The 16771-nt window shown below is 62.1% G+C and carries 13 protein-coding genes; 8 read left to right on the top strand and 5 right to left on the bottom strand.

All coding sequences use genetic code 11. The annotated features are described in order from the left end of the window. Positions 1-6: 6 nt before the first annotated feature. Complete coding sequence (locus G0P99_RS24070) at positions 7-1008, bottom strand: DUF2125 domain-containing protein (RefSeq protein ID WP_164133040.1); 1002 nt, start codon at positions 1006-1008, stop codon at positions 7-9. 65 nt (positions 1009-1073) lie between these two features. Between G0P99_RS24070 and G0P99_RS24065 the strand changes: the two genes are divergently transcribed. From G0P99_RS24065 to G0P99_RS24055, 3 genes are all read left to right on the top strand, one after another. Then, entirely contained in the window at positions 1074-1604 is a 531-nt protein-coding gene (locus G0P99_RS24065; RefSeq protein ID WP_164133039.1) for a gamma-glutamylcyclotransferase, read from the top strand. A gap of 71 nt (positions 1605-1675) precedes the next feature. Then, on the top strand, positions 1676-2857 hold the full coding sequence (locus G0P99_RS24060) for a biopolymer transporter ExbB (protein WP_164133038.1): 1182 nt from the start codon (positions 1676-1678) through the stop codon (positions 2855-2857). Between the two features lie 3 nt (positions 2858-2860). Continuing rightward, positions 2861-5182 (top strand): peptidoglycan -binding protein, encoded by a 2322-nt coding sequence (locus G0P99_RS24055; RefSeq protein ID WP_164133037.1) that lies wholly within the window; start codon positions 2861-2863, stop codon positions 5180-5182. A gap of 3 nt (positions 5183-5185) precedes the next feature. On the opposite strand, the gene G0P99_RS24050 is transcribed toward G0P99_RS24055, so the two are convergent. From G0P99_RS24050 to gloB, 3 genes are all read right to left on the bottom strand, one after another. Continuing rightward, positions 5186-6145, bottom strand: a complete 960-nt coding sequence (locus G0P99_RS24050) for a M23 family metallopeptidase (RefSeq protein WP_164133036.1) — start codon at positions 6143-6145, stop codon at positions 5186-5188. Next, a complete protein-coding gene (gene clpA, locus G0P99_RS24045) occupies positions 6145-8472 on the bottom strand; it encodes an ATP-dependent Clp protease ATP-binding subunit ClpA (RefSeq protein ID WP_164133035.1) in 2328 nt (775 codons plus the stop codon). Before clpA ends, G0P99_RS24050 begins: the two co-directional genes overlap by 1 nt. Before the next feature lie 174 nt (positions 8473-8646). Continuing rightward, positions 8647-9414 carry a hydroxyacylglutathione hydrolase gene (gene gloB / locus G0P99_RS24040; protein WP_164133034.1) on the bottom strand — a complete coding sequence of 256 codons (768 nt, stop codon included), beginning with the start codon at positions 9412-9414 and terminating at the stop codon, positions 8647-8649. Between the two features lie 60 nt (positions 9415-9474). Between gloB and G0P99_RS24035 the strand changes: the two genes are divergently transcribed. Next, positions 9475-10227 carry a class I SAM-dependent methyltransferase gene (locus tag G0P99_RS24035; RefSeq protein ID WP_164133033.1) on the top strand — a complete coding sequence of 251 codons (753 nt, stop codon included), beginning with the start codon at positions 9475-9477 and terminating at the stop codon, positions 10225-10227. A gap of 72 nt (positions 10228-10299) precedes the next feature. Here G0P99_RS24035 and G0P99_RS24030 read toward each other — a convergent pair whose 3' ends face one another. After that, positions 10300-11880, bottom strand: a complete 1581-nt coding sequence (locus tag G0P99_RS24030) for a calcium-binding protein (RefSeq protein ID WP_164133032.1) — start codon at positions 11878-11880, stop codon at positions 10300-10302. 455 nt (positions 11881-12335) lie between these two features. Between G0P99_RS24030 and G0P99_RS24025 the strand changes: the two genes are divergently transcribed. From G0P99_RS24025 to atpD, 4 genes are read left to right on the top strand one after another with little or no spacing between them, the layout of a single operon-like run. Beyond that, complete coding sequence (locus tag G0P99_RS24025; protein WP_164133031.1) at positions 12336-12896, top strand: F0F1 ATP synthase subunit delta; 561 nt, start codon at positions 12336-12338, stop codon at positions 12894-12896. Continuing rightward, positions 12897-14435, top strand: a complete 1539-nt coding sequence (atpA, locus tag G0P99_RS24020) for a F0F1 ATP synthase subunit alpha (protein WP_164133030.1) — start codon at positions 12897-12899, stop codon at positions 14433-14435. It begins immediately after the preceding gene. A gap of 15 nt (positions 14436-14450) precedes the next feature. Continuing rightward, a complete protein-coding gene (locus G0P99_RS24015) occupies positions 14451-15326 on the top strand; it encodes a F0F1 ATP synthase subunit gamma (protein ID WP_164133029.1) in 876 nt (291 codons plus the stop codon). Positions 15327-15345: 19 nt separating this feature from the next. Next, a complete protein-coding gene (gene atpD, locus G0P99_RS24010) occupies positions 15346-16770 on the top strand; it encodes a F0F1 ATP synthase subunit beta (RefSeq protein WP_164133028.1) in 1425 nt (474 codons plus the stop codon). Position 16771 lies beyond the last annotated feature (1 nt).

The raw sequence follows: 16771 nt of genomic DNA, 5'->3' as shown, positions 1-16771 counted from the left end.
GGTCGCCTATCGCAGGAACAGGCGCGGCGCCGGTCCCAGAGGGATCGGGCCCAACGTCACGTAGCCACCCCGGAACCCAAGTTCCAGATCCAGCGCCTCGGGGTTTCCGCCGAGCCCTGCCAGCATGTTCAGCACTTTTGTCAGCGGTTCCGCCGCCCGAACAGGCAGCGCGCCCGATTGCTGCGCCATCGCTACCATCTCGCGCCAGTTCTCTGCCTTGAGCGCTACCTCGCCCGTGGGAACGCCATAGTCATCAACAGAAACCTTTCCAGCCGCGAACAGGCGCAGCTCGCCCCATGCGGCTTCGGCCAGTTTCAGGTTGATCAGGCGGGGTTGCGGGCGGCTTTCCTCCAGCGCGGTCCGGTCCCAGGATTTGTCGAAATCAACGTCAAGGTCGAGTTCCAGCCGGTCGAAACTGCGCGGCAACTCTTCGGCCCCGCCAAGCAAGCGGCGAATGTCCTTGCCCGGTGCAAGGTCCGAGGCTTCGGCATGGATGCGATAGGTTTCCGGTTTTTCCTGCTGTTGCATCGAGATGGAAAGGGCGTCTGCATCCGCCCATACTTCGTCTCCGCGGGACACGGACCATTCGCCGGCGGTCAGGGCCATGGACCTGAGTGTCAGCGCATTTCCCGGCGCCAGGTCCAGATCGGCGTGCATCGCTGCGGCTTCGATCACCAGTGTCTGGTCGTAATAGGACAGACGCTGCTGGGTTTCGGGAAAGTACAGCGTTTGTCGGCCAGGCCAGATTGCCGGGCTTTCCAGCGCCAGCCAGTCGGCGCGCCAGGCGGTTCCGGTCGTGGGATCGGCCAGCGCCGGGCCGTCGATGGTGATCCGGTGCCGCAGCGGGAAACCGGAAAGGCTGATCTCGGAATGCTCCGCCTGCCAGCCGCGTTCGGCCTGTACCGCGAACCAGTTTGTGACCGAGCTGCGCAAACCGAAACCTGCAATGGCCCAGTAGCCAGACCACAGCACCGCCGCCAGAAGCACAACCCGTACAAGGTTCAACATCGCCTGCCCCTTTTGTCTGCTCTCGTTTTCCTGTTTATAGGCCGAAACGGGCAAGGACCAGTACGATGACGATGTGGGTATTCGGATACGGATCGCTGATGTGGAACCCCGGTTTCCCGGTGGTCCGGCGCGAATTGGCAACCCTGCATGGCTGGTCGCGGTCCTTTTGCATGAGTTCGATCCATCATCGAGGGAGCGTTGAGAAACCGGGCCTGGTTCTGGCCCTGGACGAGCATCATGGCGCGCAGTGCCGTGGCATCGCCTTTGCGGTCGAAGCCGGGCACGAAGATCGCACGCTGGACGAGTTGCGCGAGCGCGAACTGATCTCCTCGGCCTATCTGGAACGTCTGCTGGATGTGCAGCTGGATCGGGGCGAACAGGTAACCGCCGTGACCTATGTGATCGACCCGCATCATGAGCAGTATTGCGGCGGCATGCCATTGGAAGAACAGGCGCTGATCATCGCCAATGCCGTGGGCGGGCGAGGCCCCAACACCGAGTATCTTTACAACACTGCCGCCCATCTGGCCGAAATCGGGCTCAATGACCCGGATCTTGATTGGCTTTCGGCCCGTGTGCGGCAAATCACGGCATAAACCCTTGGCGTTGCGAACAACTTTTCGATAGGTTCGAAACAAGAGCAGTGACAGGTTCAGGAAGTCCGCGCATGGCGCAGCCAGACCGAGAAGCGAGACCGCAATTCTCGCAACCGTTCCGTCAGATCCTGATGATGCTGATCGTCATTGGACTGTCCGGTTTTGGCACGTTTGTTGCGATGCCGCGGGTGCTGCCGGTGTTCGAGGCGAACCCGTACCTGAACGGGTTCATCCTGATGGTCTTTTTCATCGGCGTGGTGACCTGTTTCTGGCAGGTGATCCAGCTTATCGGCTCGGTGCGCTGGATCGAGGATTTTGCCGCCGGGATGGAGCGCGACGGCACGCCGGCGCCGTCCTTGCTGGCGCCACTGGCCTCGCTGTTGCGGTCGCGCGCGGCCCGGATGCAGATTTCGTCGACTTCGACCCGGTCGATCCTCGACTCGGTGGCCGAGAGGATCGAGGAAGAGCGCGAGATCACACGCTATATCACCAACGTGCTGATCTATCTGGGTCTTCTGGGCACCTTCTTTGGCTTGGCGACGACGATCCCGGCCGTGGTCGACACGATCCGCAGCCTCAACCCGCAGGAGGGCGAAGAGGGGCTTGCCGTCTTCAACCGGCTGATGACCGGGCTCGAGGCGCAGTTGGGCGGCATGGGCACGGCTTTCGGCTCGTCCCTGCTGGGTCTGGCGGGGTCGTTGATCGTCGGGCTGCTGGAACTGTTCGCGGGGCATGGCCAGAACCGGTTCTACCGCGAGCTTGAAGAATGGTTGTCGACCATCACCCGGGTCAGTTTCTCGTCGGGCGAGGATGGCCATTCGGAAAGCGGTGTGATCGTGGCTGTGCTGGATACCATGGCCGAGCAGATGGATGCGTTGAAGGCCATGTTTGCAGCCTCCGAAGAGGGGCGAAGCGAGATCACCGGTCGCCTCGGGCAACTGGCCGACGCCATTTCCGAGATGAACATGCGCGATGCCGAAACGGAGAGCATTACCGCTTCGCTCGATCGGGTCGCCTCTGGGCAGGAGGCGCTGCTGGACCACTTGCGCACCCATGGGCTGCACGAGGGGATGGACGCCGAAAGCCGGATGCGGCTGCGCTCCATTGACGTTCAGATGCTGCGCATTCTCGAAGAGATTTCCGCCGGACGCCAAGAAAGCATGGCTGAGTTGCGAACGGACATCGAGTTGCTGGCCAAGGCGCTGTCCGGTGGACGCAGGCCGTTGCGTGGCTCCACCCGGGACGAGGTGTAAATCATGTCCCTGTCGCGGCGCACCGGCCACAGGTTCCAGGGATCGGTCTGGCCGGGCTTCGTCGACGCGATGACCGGTCTGTTGATGGTGCTGACCTTTGTGCTAACCATTTTCATGGTGGTACAATTTGTGCTCCGCGAAACGATTTCCGGACAAGAGCACGAACTGGACGCGCTGGCTGATGAAGTTGGCAGGCTGGCGCAGGCGCTTGGTCTGGAAGAGCGCACCAACAACCAATTGCAGGCCCGGCTGGGGGCGCTGAACGCGACCTTGAACGACGCTCAGGACGATCTGACCCAGGCGCAAGCCTTGATCGCATCGCTTACCGTCGAACGCGACCAGCAGCGCGCGGCCCTGGACGACGCAGCCACCCGGATCACGGCGTTCGAGGCGCAGGTCGCCGCGCTGCTCTCGGATCGCGAGCAGACGCTGGGCACTGTGGCAGCGCTTGAGGAACAGCGCGCCACGCTCTTGTCGGAGCAGGAGGCACTGAACCTGGCCCTGGCACAAGCCCGCAGCGAAATCGACGACCGGGCCGAGGCCGCCCGCCTGGCTGCGGCCCGGCGCGAGGCGCTGGAAGCCATGATCGCCGATCTGGAACGCGAAGGGGACCGGAGCGCCGCCCGGATCGGGACGCTGGAGCAACAGCTGAGCGCGGAAGAAGCCGCACGGCTGGCCGAAGCGGCGGCAGCCGAGGCCTTGCGTGACAAGCTCAAGAACGCCGATGCCGAGTTGACGGCGATGACCCTGGCGCTCGAGGCGCAGCGAAAACAGGCCGAAGACACGTTGACCTTGCTGGCGGCAGCCGATGCCGCCAAGGCGCAGCTGGATGAAAGGCTTTCCGAGGTGCTGGCCGAGATCGAAGCCGCACGGGCGCAGCTGCACGAGCGTGACGAACTGGCCGAACGTCTGACGCGGGTCCTGGCCCAGATGGAGGTGGCGCAATCCGAAAGTCAGGCGCGGGTGAATGCCTTGTCGGCAGAGCTGGATCGTATTCGTGCCGAAGGCGAGCAGACCCGGACAGACCTGGCCGCCGCCCGCGCTCGTGCCGCCGATACGCAAGGCGCGCTTGAGGCCGCACTGGCGGAACAGCGGGCCGCCACGGTTGCCACCCGGTCGCAGTACCAGGTTGAACTGGAGCGGCTCCAGTCCGAATACGCCGCTGCCCGCACCGCGCTGGAAGGGGAAATGGCCGAATTGCGCGCCCTGGCGGATGCAACACGGACGGCACTCGAAGAACGGTTGGCGCAGAGCGAAGAGGACGCAGCCGGCACCAAGGCGGCGCTGGAGGCCGAGTTGGCACGCGCGCGTGCGGATTTGGCGGCGGCGCAAAACGCGGCCGTTTCGACGGAAGAGGATCGCGCCTCGGTAGAGGCGCGCCTGCTTGCTGCGCTTGAAACGCTGGAGCGGGCGCAGGCCGCCGCCTCGGATCAGGAGGTCCTGCAACAGCGGCTGCTGGCCGCCCTGAACGCCCAAACCGAAGCCGAGGCCAGCGCGGCCGAGCAGCGCACCCTGGCCGAGCAACGCGCCGACCTGCTGGCGCAGGCGCGCGCGGCACTGGGCGAGGAACAGGTGATTTCGGCTGAGGCTCAGCGCCAGACCGCGCTCTTGAACCAGCAGGTGGCTGCGCTGCGGTCCCAGCTTGGCAGCTTGCAGGCCCTGCTTGACGATTACAAAAGCCGGAATGAGGCGGCGCAAGTGCAGGTGCAGACCTTGGGTCAGGATCTGAACGCGGCCCTGGCGCGGGCGGCATCCGAGGAGCGCAAGCGCCGCATCCTGGAAGAAGCCGAACGCAAGCGACTGGAGGCCGAGGCCATCCGACTGGCCGAAGAAGCCAAAGCGCTTGAGGCTCAGGCCAAGGACCTGGAACAATATCGCTCGGAATTCTTTGGCCGGCTGCGTGGCCTGTTGGGGGACCAGGAAGGTGTCCGTATCGAGGGCGACCGGTTCGTGTTCTCGTCCGAGGTTCTGTTCGACCCCGGTAGCGCCGATCTGTCGCCCGAGGGGCAATTTGAAATCGCCAAGGTCGCGCGCATTCTGCGTGGGGTGGCGGCCGAAATTCCGCCCGAGATCGATTGGGTGATCCGGGTAGACGGGCACACCGACAACGTTCCTCTGTCGGGGACCGGGCGGTTCGCCGACAACTGGGAACTCAGCCAGGGCCGGGCCCTCTCGGTCGTGCGGTACATGGTTGACTTCCTGGGCATCGCGCCAGATCGGCTGTCGGCCAACGGGTTTGGCGAATACCAGCCGATCAACCCGGCGGACACGCCCGAGGCCCGGGCACAGAACCGCCGGATCGAGCTTAAACTGACCGAGAAATGAGGGTCATTTCACCGTGATCCTTGTAGTGATCCGGTCGATCTCCTGACCTTCACGCAAGAGTATGATTTCGCCGGAATAGGTGCCTTCAGGCCAATCACCGCTTCCGGCCCTGCGCCCCGATGCACGAAAAAGCCGCGCCTGATCTCTGTCCAGTTTCATGTCCTGCGCCACGAAGCGACCGGTGGGGCCGTCGATAGTCAGGCGCAGCGTATCATCCGCGCGCCCGCCATAGGCCAGAACGAAGAGCACGATTGCAGCGGCATCGGACGGCAGGTGTCCGGCCGCCGCCGTGCCCTCCTGGACCGCGTCAAACTCCGGGACATGATCCGTAAATCCGGCGTCGATCAGGCCCCCTGCGGCGTAGGTGATTGGCTCTTGCCAAAGGCTGGATTCGACTTGATCACAAGTGGCATCAGATCCGGTATCAAAAGGATCCACAACCGCACCGTCACGGCGAACCGACAGATGGACATGGGGAAACTGCGCCTTGCCGCTGATCCCCACCTGACCCAGGATATCGCCCCGCTCGACCCGTTCGCCGCTGCGCACCCGGACCGACCCCTGTTTCATGTGGCAGTATTGTGTTTCCCACCCGTCCTCATGCACCAGAACCACGCCATTGCCGCATTCGCGACCCTTGACCGCCTCGGCATTGTCGGGGCCGTAGACACGGTCCTCGACCCCGTCGCGCACGCCCCGCACGACACCGGCGGCCGAAGCAATCACGTTGACACCGGCACGCATGGCCTCGAGCGTCGGCACCGCGAAGTCGGTGCCCTTGTGCCCGTCATAGCTGAGCTTGCCGCAGGTGAAATCTCTCACGCCTTCTCCGGGGTCGCGATCGACATATTGCTGGATGTAACAGGTTTCGCCCAATGTGCAGTCGATGGGCAGGCCCAGAATGGGGTTGCTCGCCGCGGGATACGCGGCGAGCAACAAAAAAGCCCAAAGGCCTGTGCGCATCAGTCGGCCGTCAGCAGGGGCGGCTTGTCACCCGAAATACGTGGCCGGTCCGGGCCATCGACCTGCAAGACCAACTCGCCCTTCTTGACGCTGACGCGGACAACACCGCCCTTGGCGAGTTTGCCGAACAGCAATTCCTCGGCCAGAGGCTTCTTGATGTTTTCCTGGATTACACGCGCCAGCGGCCGGGCACCCATCTTGTCGTCATAACCCTTGTCGGCCAGCCATTCGGCGGCCTGCCGGGTCAGCTCGATATGGACATGGCGGTCCATCAGCTGTGCTTCGAGTTGCAGCACGAACTTCTCGACCACCTGAAGGATCACCTCCTTGGGCAAGGGGGCAAACGAGATCACGGCATCCAGACGGTTGCGGAACTCGGGCGTAAAGGTTCGCTCGATGGCGGCGGTGTCCTCGCCCTCGCGCCGGTCGCGCCCAAACCCGATGGCGGCTTTCGCCTGTTCGGCGGCGCCCGCGTTCGAGGTCATGATCAGCACCACGTTGCGGAAGTTGACTGTGCGGCCGTTATGGTCAGTCAGCTGGCCGTGATCCATCACCTGCAACAGGATGTTGTAGACATCCGGGTGCGCCTTTTCGATCTCGTCCAGCAGCAGCACGCAATGGGGATGCTGGTCGACCCCGTCGGTCAACAGCCCGCCCTGGTCAAAGCCGACATAGCCCGGCGGCGCGCCGATCAGGCGGCTGACTGCGTGTTTCTCCATGTATTCAGACATGTCGAAGCGTAGCAGCTCCACGCCCAGTGTATCGGCCAGTTGCTTGGCGACCTCGGTCTTGCCGACACCGGTGGGACCGGCGAACAAGTAGTTTCCGATGGGTTTTTCCGGCTCGCGCAGACCTGCGCGGGCCAGTTTGATGGCGCTCGACAAGGCTTCGATCGCCTTGTCCTGGCCAAAGACCACCCGTTTCAGGCTGGCTTCGAGGTCTTTCAGCACCTCGGCATCGTCCTTGGTGACGTTCTTGGGCGGGATGCGGGCGATCTTGGCCACGACAGCCTCGATCTCCTTGACGCCGATGGTCTTGCGCCGCTTGCTCTCGGCCACCAGATGCTGCGCTGCACCCGCCTCGTCGATCACGTCGATGGCCTTGTCCGGCAGTTTGCGGTCGTTGATATAGCGCGCCGACAGTTCCACCGCCGACTTGATCGCGTCGGCTGTGTAGCGCACGTCGTGATGTTCTTCGAAATAGGGCTTCAGGCCCTTGAGGATCTTCACGCTGTCCTCGACCGAGGGTTCGTTCACGTCGATCTTCTGGAACCGGCGGCTCAGCGCGCGGTCCTTCTCGAAGTGCTGGCGGAACTCCTTGTAGGTGGTCGAGCCCATGGTGCGCAGCTTGCCGCCTTGCAACGCGGGCTTGAGCAGGTTCGAGGCGTCCATCGCCCCACCCGAAGTGGCGCCGGCCCCGATCACGGTGTGGATCTCGTCGATAAACAGAACCGCGTCGGGATGCTCTTCCAACTCGTTCACGACCGACTTGAGCCGTTCCTCAAAATCGCCGCGGTACCGCGTACCGGCCAGCAGCGCGCCCATGTCGAGCGAATAGATGGTGGTGTTCGACAGCACCTCGGGAATTTCACCGGCCACGATCTTGCGCGCCAGCCCCTCGGCGATGGCGGTCTTGCCTACGCCGGGGTCACCCACCAAGAGCGGGTTGTTCTTGCGGCGGCGGCACAGCACCTGGATGCAGCGCTCGACCTCCTGGTCGCGGCCGATCAGCGGGTCGATATCGCCGGCGCGCGACTTGGCATTGAGGTTCACGCAATATTTGGACAGTGCGCTTTCCTTCTGCTCGCCTTCACCCGACGACGTGGCGCGGTTTTCTTCTTCGCTGCGCTCGGCCCCGGTAACGGGCCGGTTTTCACCATAAGCCGGGTCCTTGGCCACGCCATGGGCGATGAAATTCACCGCGTCATAGCGGGTCATATCCTGTTCTTGCAGGAAGTAGGCCGCGTTCGACTCCCTTTCGGCAAAGATCGCCACCAGCACGTTGGCGCCAGTCACCTCGGTGCGGCCCGAGCTTTGGACATGGATCGCGGCGCGCTGGATCACGCGCTGGAACGCAGCGGTGGGAACCGCCTCGGACCCGTCAATGTCGGTGACCAGATTGGCAAGATCCTCGTCGATGAACTCGACCAGGGTGCTGCGCAATTCGCTCAGATCAACACTGCATGCCTTCATCACCCGTACTGCGTCGGGTTCGTCGAGCAGCGCCAGCAACAGATGTTCCAGCGTTGCGAATTCGTGTCGCCGTTCGTTTGCCGCCGCCAGGGCTGCGTGAATGGCCTGCTCAAGTGTGCTCGAGAATGAAGGCACAGGCGTGCTCCTCTGTCTTGGGTCGGGAGGGGGTCGAGTTGCGGTCGGACCCCTCTGCCAACCATGTGCTCATACTATTAGAGTTTGGTTGATGTTAGCGGCGCTTCAAGGGTTTTCTTTTCTTTACCGCTCACATTTGTCGTGACTGGTGGCGTGAATGTTGCATTTGCGGCATCAGAACCTGTCCTTGCGGCCGCGAATTTCGGCAAAGACCTTAGCCGGGTCGGCGCCGGGCAGGCCCAGATGCGCCTGAATGTCCGGGTCGGCAGCCCGCAGAAACGGGTTTGTCGCCTTTTCCAACCCCAGCATGCTGGGAACGGTCGGGCGTCCTGCTGCTCTGGCATGATCTATTTCCGCCGCCCGCTTTTTCAAGGCGTCGTTGCCGATGTCGATCGTCAGGGCGAAGCGCGCATTCGATTGCGTGTATTCATGTCCGCTGCACACAACCGTATCGTCGGGCAGGGCGGTCAGTTTGGACAGCGAGGTCCACATCTGCTCGGGCGTTCCCTCGAAGAGGCGGCCACACCCCAGCGCCATAAGGCTGTCAGCGGTGAAAACCGCGTTACTTTCCGGCAGGTAAAAAGCCAGATGCCCGACGGTATGACCGGAGACATCCAGTACCTCGACCGGTTCACCGCCAATGTCGAACCGGTCCCCCTCGGCCACCGCCATGTCCAGGGGCGGCAGCCGATGCGCATCGGCTGCGGCACCGATGACCCGTGCGGGATGGGAAGCCAGAATCTCGGGCAGGGCGTCGACATGGTCCCAATGATGATGCGTCAGCAGCACATGGCTCAGCCGCCAGGCGCGCGCCGCCAGCTCGGCCAGGATGGGACCGGCCTCGGGGGCGTCCACCAGCGCGGTCTCTCCGCTGGCCGGATCATGGGCGAGATACGCGTAATTGTCGCTGAGACAGGGGATGGTGACGATTTCAAGAGGCATGGCCTTTTGCCTTTTCGTTGTTAGACTGCCCCAGCCAAACAGATCGGGCGAGCGGCTGCAATGCATCTGGACGTGCAGGACCTGAGGAATTTCTATTATCGCAGCACGCTGGGGCGGGCAGCGCAGGCGGCCGTGCGGGGGCGTCTTCTGGGTATCTGGCCCGAGGCCAAGGGACAGACGGTTGCCGGATACGGTTTTGCGGTGCCGCTGTTGCGCCCCTATCTGAAGGACGCGCGTCGGGTCATCGGCCTGATGCCGGGGCCACAGGGCGTGATGCCCTGGCCCGCAGGGCTACCCAATGTCTCGGTCCTGTGCGAGGAAACGTTGTGGCCCATCGAGACAGGTCATGTAGACCGGCTGGTGGTGATGCATGGGCTGGAAACCTCGGAACACCCGTCGGCCGTTCTGGATGAATGCTGGCGCGTGCTGGGACCGGGGGGCAAGGCGATCTTTGTCGTTCCGAACCGTGCCGGACTGTGGTCGCGGTCCGACAAGACGCCATTCGGCTTTGGCCGCCCCTATACTCTGGGGCAACTGGAAACCCAGTTACGCAAGCATCAGTTCCTGCCCGAATTCCACTGCTCTGCGCTGTACCAGCCTCCGTCCTCGAGGCGGTTCTGGCTGAAATCCGGTGCCTTGCTGGAAAGAACCGGAACGCGACTGCCGACGATCATGGCGGGCGGTGTGTTCATGGTCGAAGCTTCCAAGCGGGTTCATCCCCCACGCCGGAAGGGAGTGCAGGACAAGGTGCGCGTGCTCAACCCGCTGGGCGTGCTGAATCCGCAGCCGAACGGCAAGGCCGAACCGGTGTAACGGCGCACGGCGCTGTTTTGGCTGCCGCCAAAAGGCGCCCCGCCCGCCGTCCCGGGCGAGCTGGCTCATGGGTCAGGCTTGGATCACCACCGCGTCCGGCGACATTCCGGTCACACCATCCAGCCGGATGATTACAGAGGCGGGCGGTTGCCCGTAGATGTTGGACACATTGACCAGCACATCCGTATGGCTGCCGTCCGAGGCCTCGCTCAGGGTGACCGACTCGATGGTCTCCGAATCGCGGTTCCACAGGGCAACCTCGAGAGCATCTTCGGAGGGATCGAAATCGGTGATCCTCAAATAGGGTTCGGGATCCGGGGCATTTGCTCCGCGTATCGCCAGGCGGTAGGTATCAGCGCCATCGCCACCGGTCGCAACGGCGCTGTCCGGGGCATTTTGAAACTCGTTCATTGTGAACAGATCGTCGCCGTCCTCACCAAAAACCGTGCTGCCCGCGCTCAACTGAAGATGATCATTGCCGTCGCCGCCATAGCCCATGGCACCGTTCTCGACGGACAGGAAATCGTCGCCCTCTCCACCATAGCCTGTGGTGTTGACGCCGCTGACAATGATATTGTCGCTTCCTGCGCCACCATCAACTTCAAGTGGCAATCCCGTTTCCAGTGCGATTTCGAAGGGATTCCAACGGCTTGACAAGCTGGAATGGTCTTGATCATTTCCGGCGTAGAGTGTGTCATTGCCCTCGCCACCCATCACCTGGCCGCTCCCGTAGGTGTGGATTTGGTCGGCACCGGCATCGCCTGTGATCACCAGATCATGACCGCTGGCGTTGATTGTATCGTTGCCTGCGCCACCGCTGACAGAGTTACCGTTACTGTATGCAATGACTAGGTCATCGCCGTCGCCCGCACGAATTTCGGTGTCATCGACTTTGGTCGTTACCAAATCGTCGCCACCCTGTGTGTCGACGACAAGCCCTGTCGGCGCGCCTTCTTCCACGGCAAACCAGTCGGTTTCATCTCCCCCAGTTACGTTGTCGGTCACAGCGGTCGCGGCGACGCCGTTGTAGGTCGGGACGTAATCTTCGGGCAGGAAGAGCGACAGGTCGTCACCATCTGTCACAGCCTCAAGAAAGTAGGATTTGATTGGAGCGTTCGCCTCGACCTGATCAAGAGCGTCCAGACCCAGATCAATCAGGGCAGGGAAGGTGGGTTGTCCGTCAGGCATTGACGGCATCAGGTCAATGGTATGGAGCAGTTCCAGACCAAGCGTTTCTTCCAGAGCTTCCAGATCATACGCTCCGGTCCCATTGCCTGCTACGAACGCGTCATATCCGGGAATCCCGGACGATGATTCAGAAGCGTTTTGCGATAAATCGGTTCCTTCCGGCGCTAGATAGATCCGGGTTTCGAACTTGGTGTAGAAATCGGAACTCTCGCCGGTGTCCTCGGAATCCAGATAGATCAGGGATACAAGGCCACCGGTTTCGTGCTCACCCAGTTCAACCTCAACCGTGCCGTCTTCGAGCGTGGTAACCGTTGCACCGGTGTCCTGCGCGCCCTCTTCTTCGGGGGTTTCCGGCGTTTCGTCCGGTTCGCCCGGTGTTTCGCTTTCCCCGTCGTCCGATGAGTCGAACAAACCACTCAACGCGGCAAGTGCGCCGAGGCCCAGCAAAGCTGAAAGAAAACCCATTCGAAAACACTCCTCGGAAAAATCACCTGACTCTATATCGCGTCAGTTGATCCGCTCTTGTCAAGTAACAGGACGCGGGGCACCGTATGTCGATGCATCAGGGGCAGCTGTCAGGGCGGCTTGCAGAGCTGATCCCGGCAACAGCGGTCCTGCGTGCCCTTGGCGGCATCTGCCCGTGTGCGCATGCCGTTTTGCATCACAGGAATCGCGAAAACCTGCAATCGGGTAACATTTTTCAAGCAGTCATGGGGGTCCAAAGGGTCGCAGTTTCGTTAAGACATTGAAAACACACGATTTGGGTGCAAGGCCGTTATCGCTATACTATATTGCGACATAAGGAACGCTCTGCTACATCCCCGGTGATTTCGATGCCCCGCCGTCACGGCGGGGTTTCTTCACGCCCCCGGGGTCGCGCAAACGGCGCGTTCGGGGCCAATAATATCGGAAGGGTGGACGTGTCCGAACCAGCTTCGATTTCCGCAGGCATTGCCGCGCGCTATGCCACCGCGATTTTCGAGATCGCGAAAGAGAATAATGACCTGAAAGGTCTGGAAACCGGCATCAATGATCTGGCTGCCGCCCTGGCCGAAAGCGCCGACCTGCGTGGTCTGATCGCGTCGCCGCTGGTGTCCCGCACAGAACAGGAAGCCGCGATCACTGCGATTGCCAAGAAAATGAAGCTTGGCGCCGTGCTGACCAATTCGCTGGGTCTTATGGCACAAAAGCGCCGCTTGTTTGTTCTGCCGCAGTTGCTCAAGGCACTTCAGGACGCGCTGGCCGAAGAACGCGGTGAAGTGACCGCCGAGGTCACATCGGCCAAGGCCCTGACCAAGACCCAGATCGACAAGCTGACCAAGACGCTCAGCGAGCGCGTCGGCAAGTCTGTCACCATCAATGCGACCGTGGATGAAGCCCTCATCGGCGGTCTTGTCGTCAAAGTTGGCTCGAAGATGATCGACAGCTCGATCCGCTCCAAGCTCAACTCCCTCCAGAATGCAATGAAAGAGGTCGGATAAATGGGTATCCAAGCTGCAGAGATTTCTGCAATCCTGAAGGACCAGATCAAGAATTTTGGTCAGGAAGCAGAAGTGGCCGAAATCGGTCGCGTGCTGAGCGTCGGCGACGGTATCGCCCGCGTTTACGGCCTCGACAATGTTCAGGCTGGTGAAATGGTCGAGTTCCCGGGCGGCATCATGGGCATGGCGCTGAACCTGGAAAGCGACAACGTCGGCGTCGTGATCTTCGGCTCGGACCGGGACATCAAGGAAGGCGACACTGTCAAGCGCACCAACTCCATCGTGGACGTGCCGCAGGGTGACGAGCTGCTGGGACGCGTTGTTGACGGTCTGGGCAACCCGATCGACGGCAAAGGCCCGATCAACGCCAAGCAGCGCGGCGTTGCCGACGTCAAGGCGCCCGGCATCATCCCGCGTAAATCGGTGCACGAGCCGATGGCGACCGGCCTCAAGGCTGTTGACTCGATGATCCCGATCGGCCGTGGCCAGCGCGAGCTGATCATCGGCGACCGTCAGACCGGCAAGACCGCGATCGCACTCGACACCATCCTGAACCAGAAGTCCTATAACGAAGCCGCTGGCGACGACGAGAGCAAGAAGCTCTACTGCGTTTACGTGGCCGTGGGTCAGAAGCGTTCGACCGTTGCCCAGCTGGTCAAGAAGCTGGAAGAAGCCGACGCGCTGAAATACTCGATCGTCGTGGCCGCAACCGCGTCCGACCCGGCGCCGATGCAGTTCCTGGCGCCCTATGCCGCAACCGCGATGGCCGAATACTTCCGCGACAACGGCCGCCATGCGCTGATCATCTATGATGACCTGTCGAAACAGGCCGTGGCCTATCGCCAGATGTCGCTGCTGCTGCGCCGTCCGCCGGGACGTGAAGCCTATCCGGGCGACGTTTTCTATCTCCACTCGCGCCTGCTGGAGCGTTCGGCAAAGCTGAACGAAGACTTCGGCGCCGGTTCCTTGACTGCTCTGCCGGTCATCGAAACCCAGGGCGGCGACGTGTCGGCCTTTATCCCGACCAACGTGATCTCGATCACCGACGGCCAGATCTTCCTGGAAACCGAACTGTTCTACCAGGGCATCCGCCCCGCCGTGAACACCGGTCTGTCGGTGTCGCGCGTGGGCTCTTCGGCCCAGACCAACGCGATGAAGACCGTTGCAGGCCCGGTGAAACTGTCGCTGGCCCAGTATCGCGAGATGGCGGCCTTTGCCCAGTTTGGTTCCGACCTCGACGCCGCAACCCAGCAGCTGCTGAACCGCGGTGCGCGTCTGACCGAGCTGATGAAGCAGCCGCAGTATTCGCCGCTGACCAACGCGGAAATCGTCTGCGTCATCTTCGCTGGCACCAACGGCTACCTCGACAAGGTCGCCCTGAAGGACGTCGGCCGCTGGGAAGCAGGCCTGATCGCTCACATGCGTGGCAAGCGCGCCGATATCCTTGAGTGGATCACCAAGGAAGATCCGAAGATCAAGGGCGACGCCGAGAACAAACTCAAGGCAGCGATCGACGAATACGCCGCCACGTTCGCATAAGGAGAGAGTTGGGACATGCCTTCTCTCAAGGACCTTAAAAACAGGATCGAGTCGGTCAAATCGACCCGCAAGATCACCAAAGCCATGCAGATGGTCGCGGCGGCAAAGCTCCGCCGCGCCCAGGACGCTGCCGAAGCAGCCCGTCCCTATGCCGAGCGGTTCAATGCCGTGATGGCGGGGCTGGCGGCCTCGGTCGGCGGCAGCGACAGTGCGCCCAAGCTGCTCAGCGGAACCGGCAGCGACCAGGTCCATCTTCTGGTCGTCATGACGGCCGAGCGCGGCCTGTGCGGCGGGTTCAACTCGAACATCGCCAAGCTGGCCCGCAACCGCGCCAATGAACTTTTGGCCAAGGGCAAGACGGTCAAGATCCTGACGGTCGGCAAGAAAGGCCGCGATGCGATCAAGCGTGACTTTGCCGCCAATATGGTGGGGCACGTGGATCTGAGCGGTGTCAAATCGCTTGGCTATGCCAACGCGCAGGACATCGCCCGCGACATTCTCGGCCGGTTCGATGCCGGGGAGTTCGACGTTGCGACGATCTTCTACTCGAAGTTCGAAAACGTCGTGACCCAGGTGCCGACCGCGCAACAGATCATCCCGGCGGCCTTCGAGACCGATGGCGCGGGCGATGAGGTTGCGCTGTTTGACTACGAGCCCAGCGAAGAGGCCATCCTGGCCGACTTGCTGCCGCGTGGTGTTGCAACGCAGATCTTCTCGGCACTGCTCGAAAACGGGGCCTCGGAACAGGGCGCCCGGATGTCGGCGATGGACAACGCGACCCGCAACGCGGGCGAGATGATCGACAAGCTGACAATCCAGTTCAACCGCTCGCGTCAGGCCGTCATCACCAACGAGCTGATCGAAATCATTTCCGGCGCCGAGGCGCTGTAAGACTATCCGGAGACGAAACATGGCGAATGCAAAAGGCAAAGTCACGCAGATCATCGGGGCCGTCGTCGACGTCCAGTTCGATGACGCACTGCCTGAAATTCTGAACGCGCTGGAAACCGAGAACAACGGCAAACGCCTCGTTCTCGAAGTGGCTCAGCACCTGGGCGAAAACACTGTCCGCACCATTGCAATGGACGCGACCGAAGGTCTGGTTCGTGGCGCCGTGGTGACCGACACCGGCGGCCCGATCTCGGTGCCGGTCGGCAATGCCACCCTGGGCCGCATCCTGAACGTGATCGGCGAGCCGGTGGACGAAAAGGGCCCGGTCAACGCGACCGAGACCCGCGCCATCCACCAGCCCGCACCCGAGTTCGAAGAACAGTCGACCGCGACCGACATCCTGGTCACCGGCATCAAGGTCATCGACCTGCTGGCCCCCTATTCCAAGGGTGGTAAGATCGGCCTGTTCGGCGGTGCAGGCGTGGGCAAGACCGTTCTCATCATGGAACTGATCAACAACATCGCAAAAGTGCACTCGGGTTTCTCGGTGTTCGCGGGTGTGGGTGAACGGACCCGTGAGGGCAACGACCTCTACCACGAGATGATCGAATCCAACGTTATCAAGCCGGATAACCTCGAAGAGTCGCAGGTGGCCCTGGTCTACGGCCAGATGAACGAGCCTCCGGGAGCCCGTGCTCGCGTCGCACTGACCGGTCTGACCCTGGCCGAGCAGTTCCGCGACCAGTCCGGTACCGACGTTCTGTTCTTCGTGGACAACATCTTCCGCTTTACCCAGGCCGGTTCCGAAGTGTCCGCTCTGCTCGGCCGTATCCCTTCGGCCGTGGGTTACCAGCCGACGCTGGCCACCGACATGGGTGCGATGCAGGAACGCATCACCTCGACCAAGGCAGGCTCGATCACCTCGATCCAGGCCGTCTACGTTCCCGCGGACGACCTTACCGACCCCGCGCCTGCAACCACCTTTGCGCACCTTGACGCAACCACCGTTCTGTCGCGTGCGATCTCGGAACTGGGTATCTACCCGGCCGTTGACCCGCTCGACTCCTCGTCGCGGATCCTCGACCCGCAGGTTGTCGGTGAAGAGCACTATCAGGTTGCCCGTGACGTTCAGGGTATCCTCCAGCGCTACAAGTCGCTCCAGGACATCATCGCCATCCTTGGCATGGACGAACTGAGCGAAGAGGACAAGCTGACCGTCGCCCGCGCCCGGAAGATCCAGCGTTTTCTCAGCCAGCCCTTCGACGTTGCGAAAGTGTTCACCGGCTCGGACGGTGTGCAGGTTCCGCTGGAAGACACGATCTCGTCGTTCAAGGCAGTTGTGGCCGGTGAATACGACCACCTGCCCGAAGCGGCCTTCTATATGGTTGGCGGCATCGATGAAGTGATCGCCAAAGCCGAGCGTATGGCCGCCGCAGCTGCCTAAG

The sequence above is a fragment of the Ruegeria sp. PrR005 genome, from assembly GCF_010500245.1.
GTDB classification, from domain to species: domain Bacteria; phylum Pseudomonadota; class Alphaproteobacteria; order Rhodobacterales; family Rhodobacteraceae; genus Ruegeria_B; species Ruegeria_B marisflavi.
The sequence above is the reverse complement of the archived record's forward strand: the minus strand, read 5'-3'. Positions and strand labels throughout refer to the sequence as shown.

Coding starts and splice junctions, on each gene's coding strand:
- G0P99_RS24035 (WP_164133033.1), top strand. CDS start 9,475: ATGCATCTGGACGTGCAGGACCTGAGGAATTTCTATTATCGCAGCACG.
- G0P99_RS24060 (WP_164133038.1), top strand. CDS start 1,676: ATGGCGCAGCCAGACCGAGAAGCGAGACCGCAATTCTCGCAACCGTTC.
- gloB (WP_164133034.1), bottom strand. CDS start 9,414: ATGCCTCTTGAAATCGTCACCATCCCCTGTCTCAGCGACAATTACGCG.
- G0P99_RS24070 (WP_164133040.1), bottom strand. CDS start 1,008: ATGTTGAACCTTGTACGGGTTGTGCTTCTGGCGGCGGTGCTGTGGTCT.
- G0P99_RS24015 (WP_164133029.1), top strand. CDS start 14,451: ATGCCTTCTCTCAAGGACCTTAAAAACAGGATCGAGTCGGTCAAATCG.
- G0P99_RS24065 (WP_164133039.1), top strand. CDS start 1,074: ATGACGATGTGGGTATTCGGATACGGATCGCTGATGTGGAACCCCGGT.
- atpA (WP_164133030.1), top strand. CDS start 12,897: ATGGGTATCCAAGCTGCAGAGATTTCTGCAATCCTGAAGGACCAGATC.
- atpD (WP_164133028.1), top strand. CDS start 15,346: ATGGCGAATGCAAAAGGCAAAGTCACGCAGATCATCGGGGCCGTCGTC.
- G0P99_RS24050 (WP_164133036.1), bottom strand. CDS start 6,145: ATGCGCACAGGCCTTTGGGCTTTTTTGTTGCTCGCCGCGTATCCCGCG.
- G0P99_RS24055 (WP_164133037.1), top strand. CDS start 2,861: ATGTCCCTGTCGCGGCGCACCGGCCACAGGTTCCAGGGATCGGTCTGG.
- G0P99_RS24030 (WP_164133032.1), bottom strand. CDS start 11,880: ATGGGTTTTCTTTCAGCTTTGCTGGGCCTCGGCGCACTTGCCGCGTTG.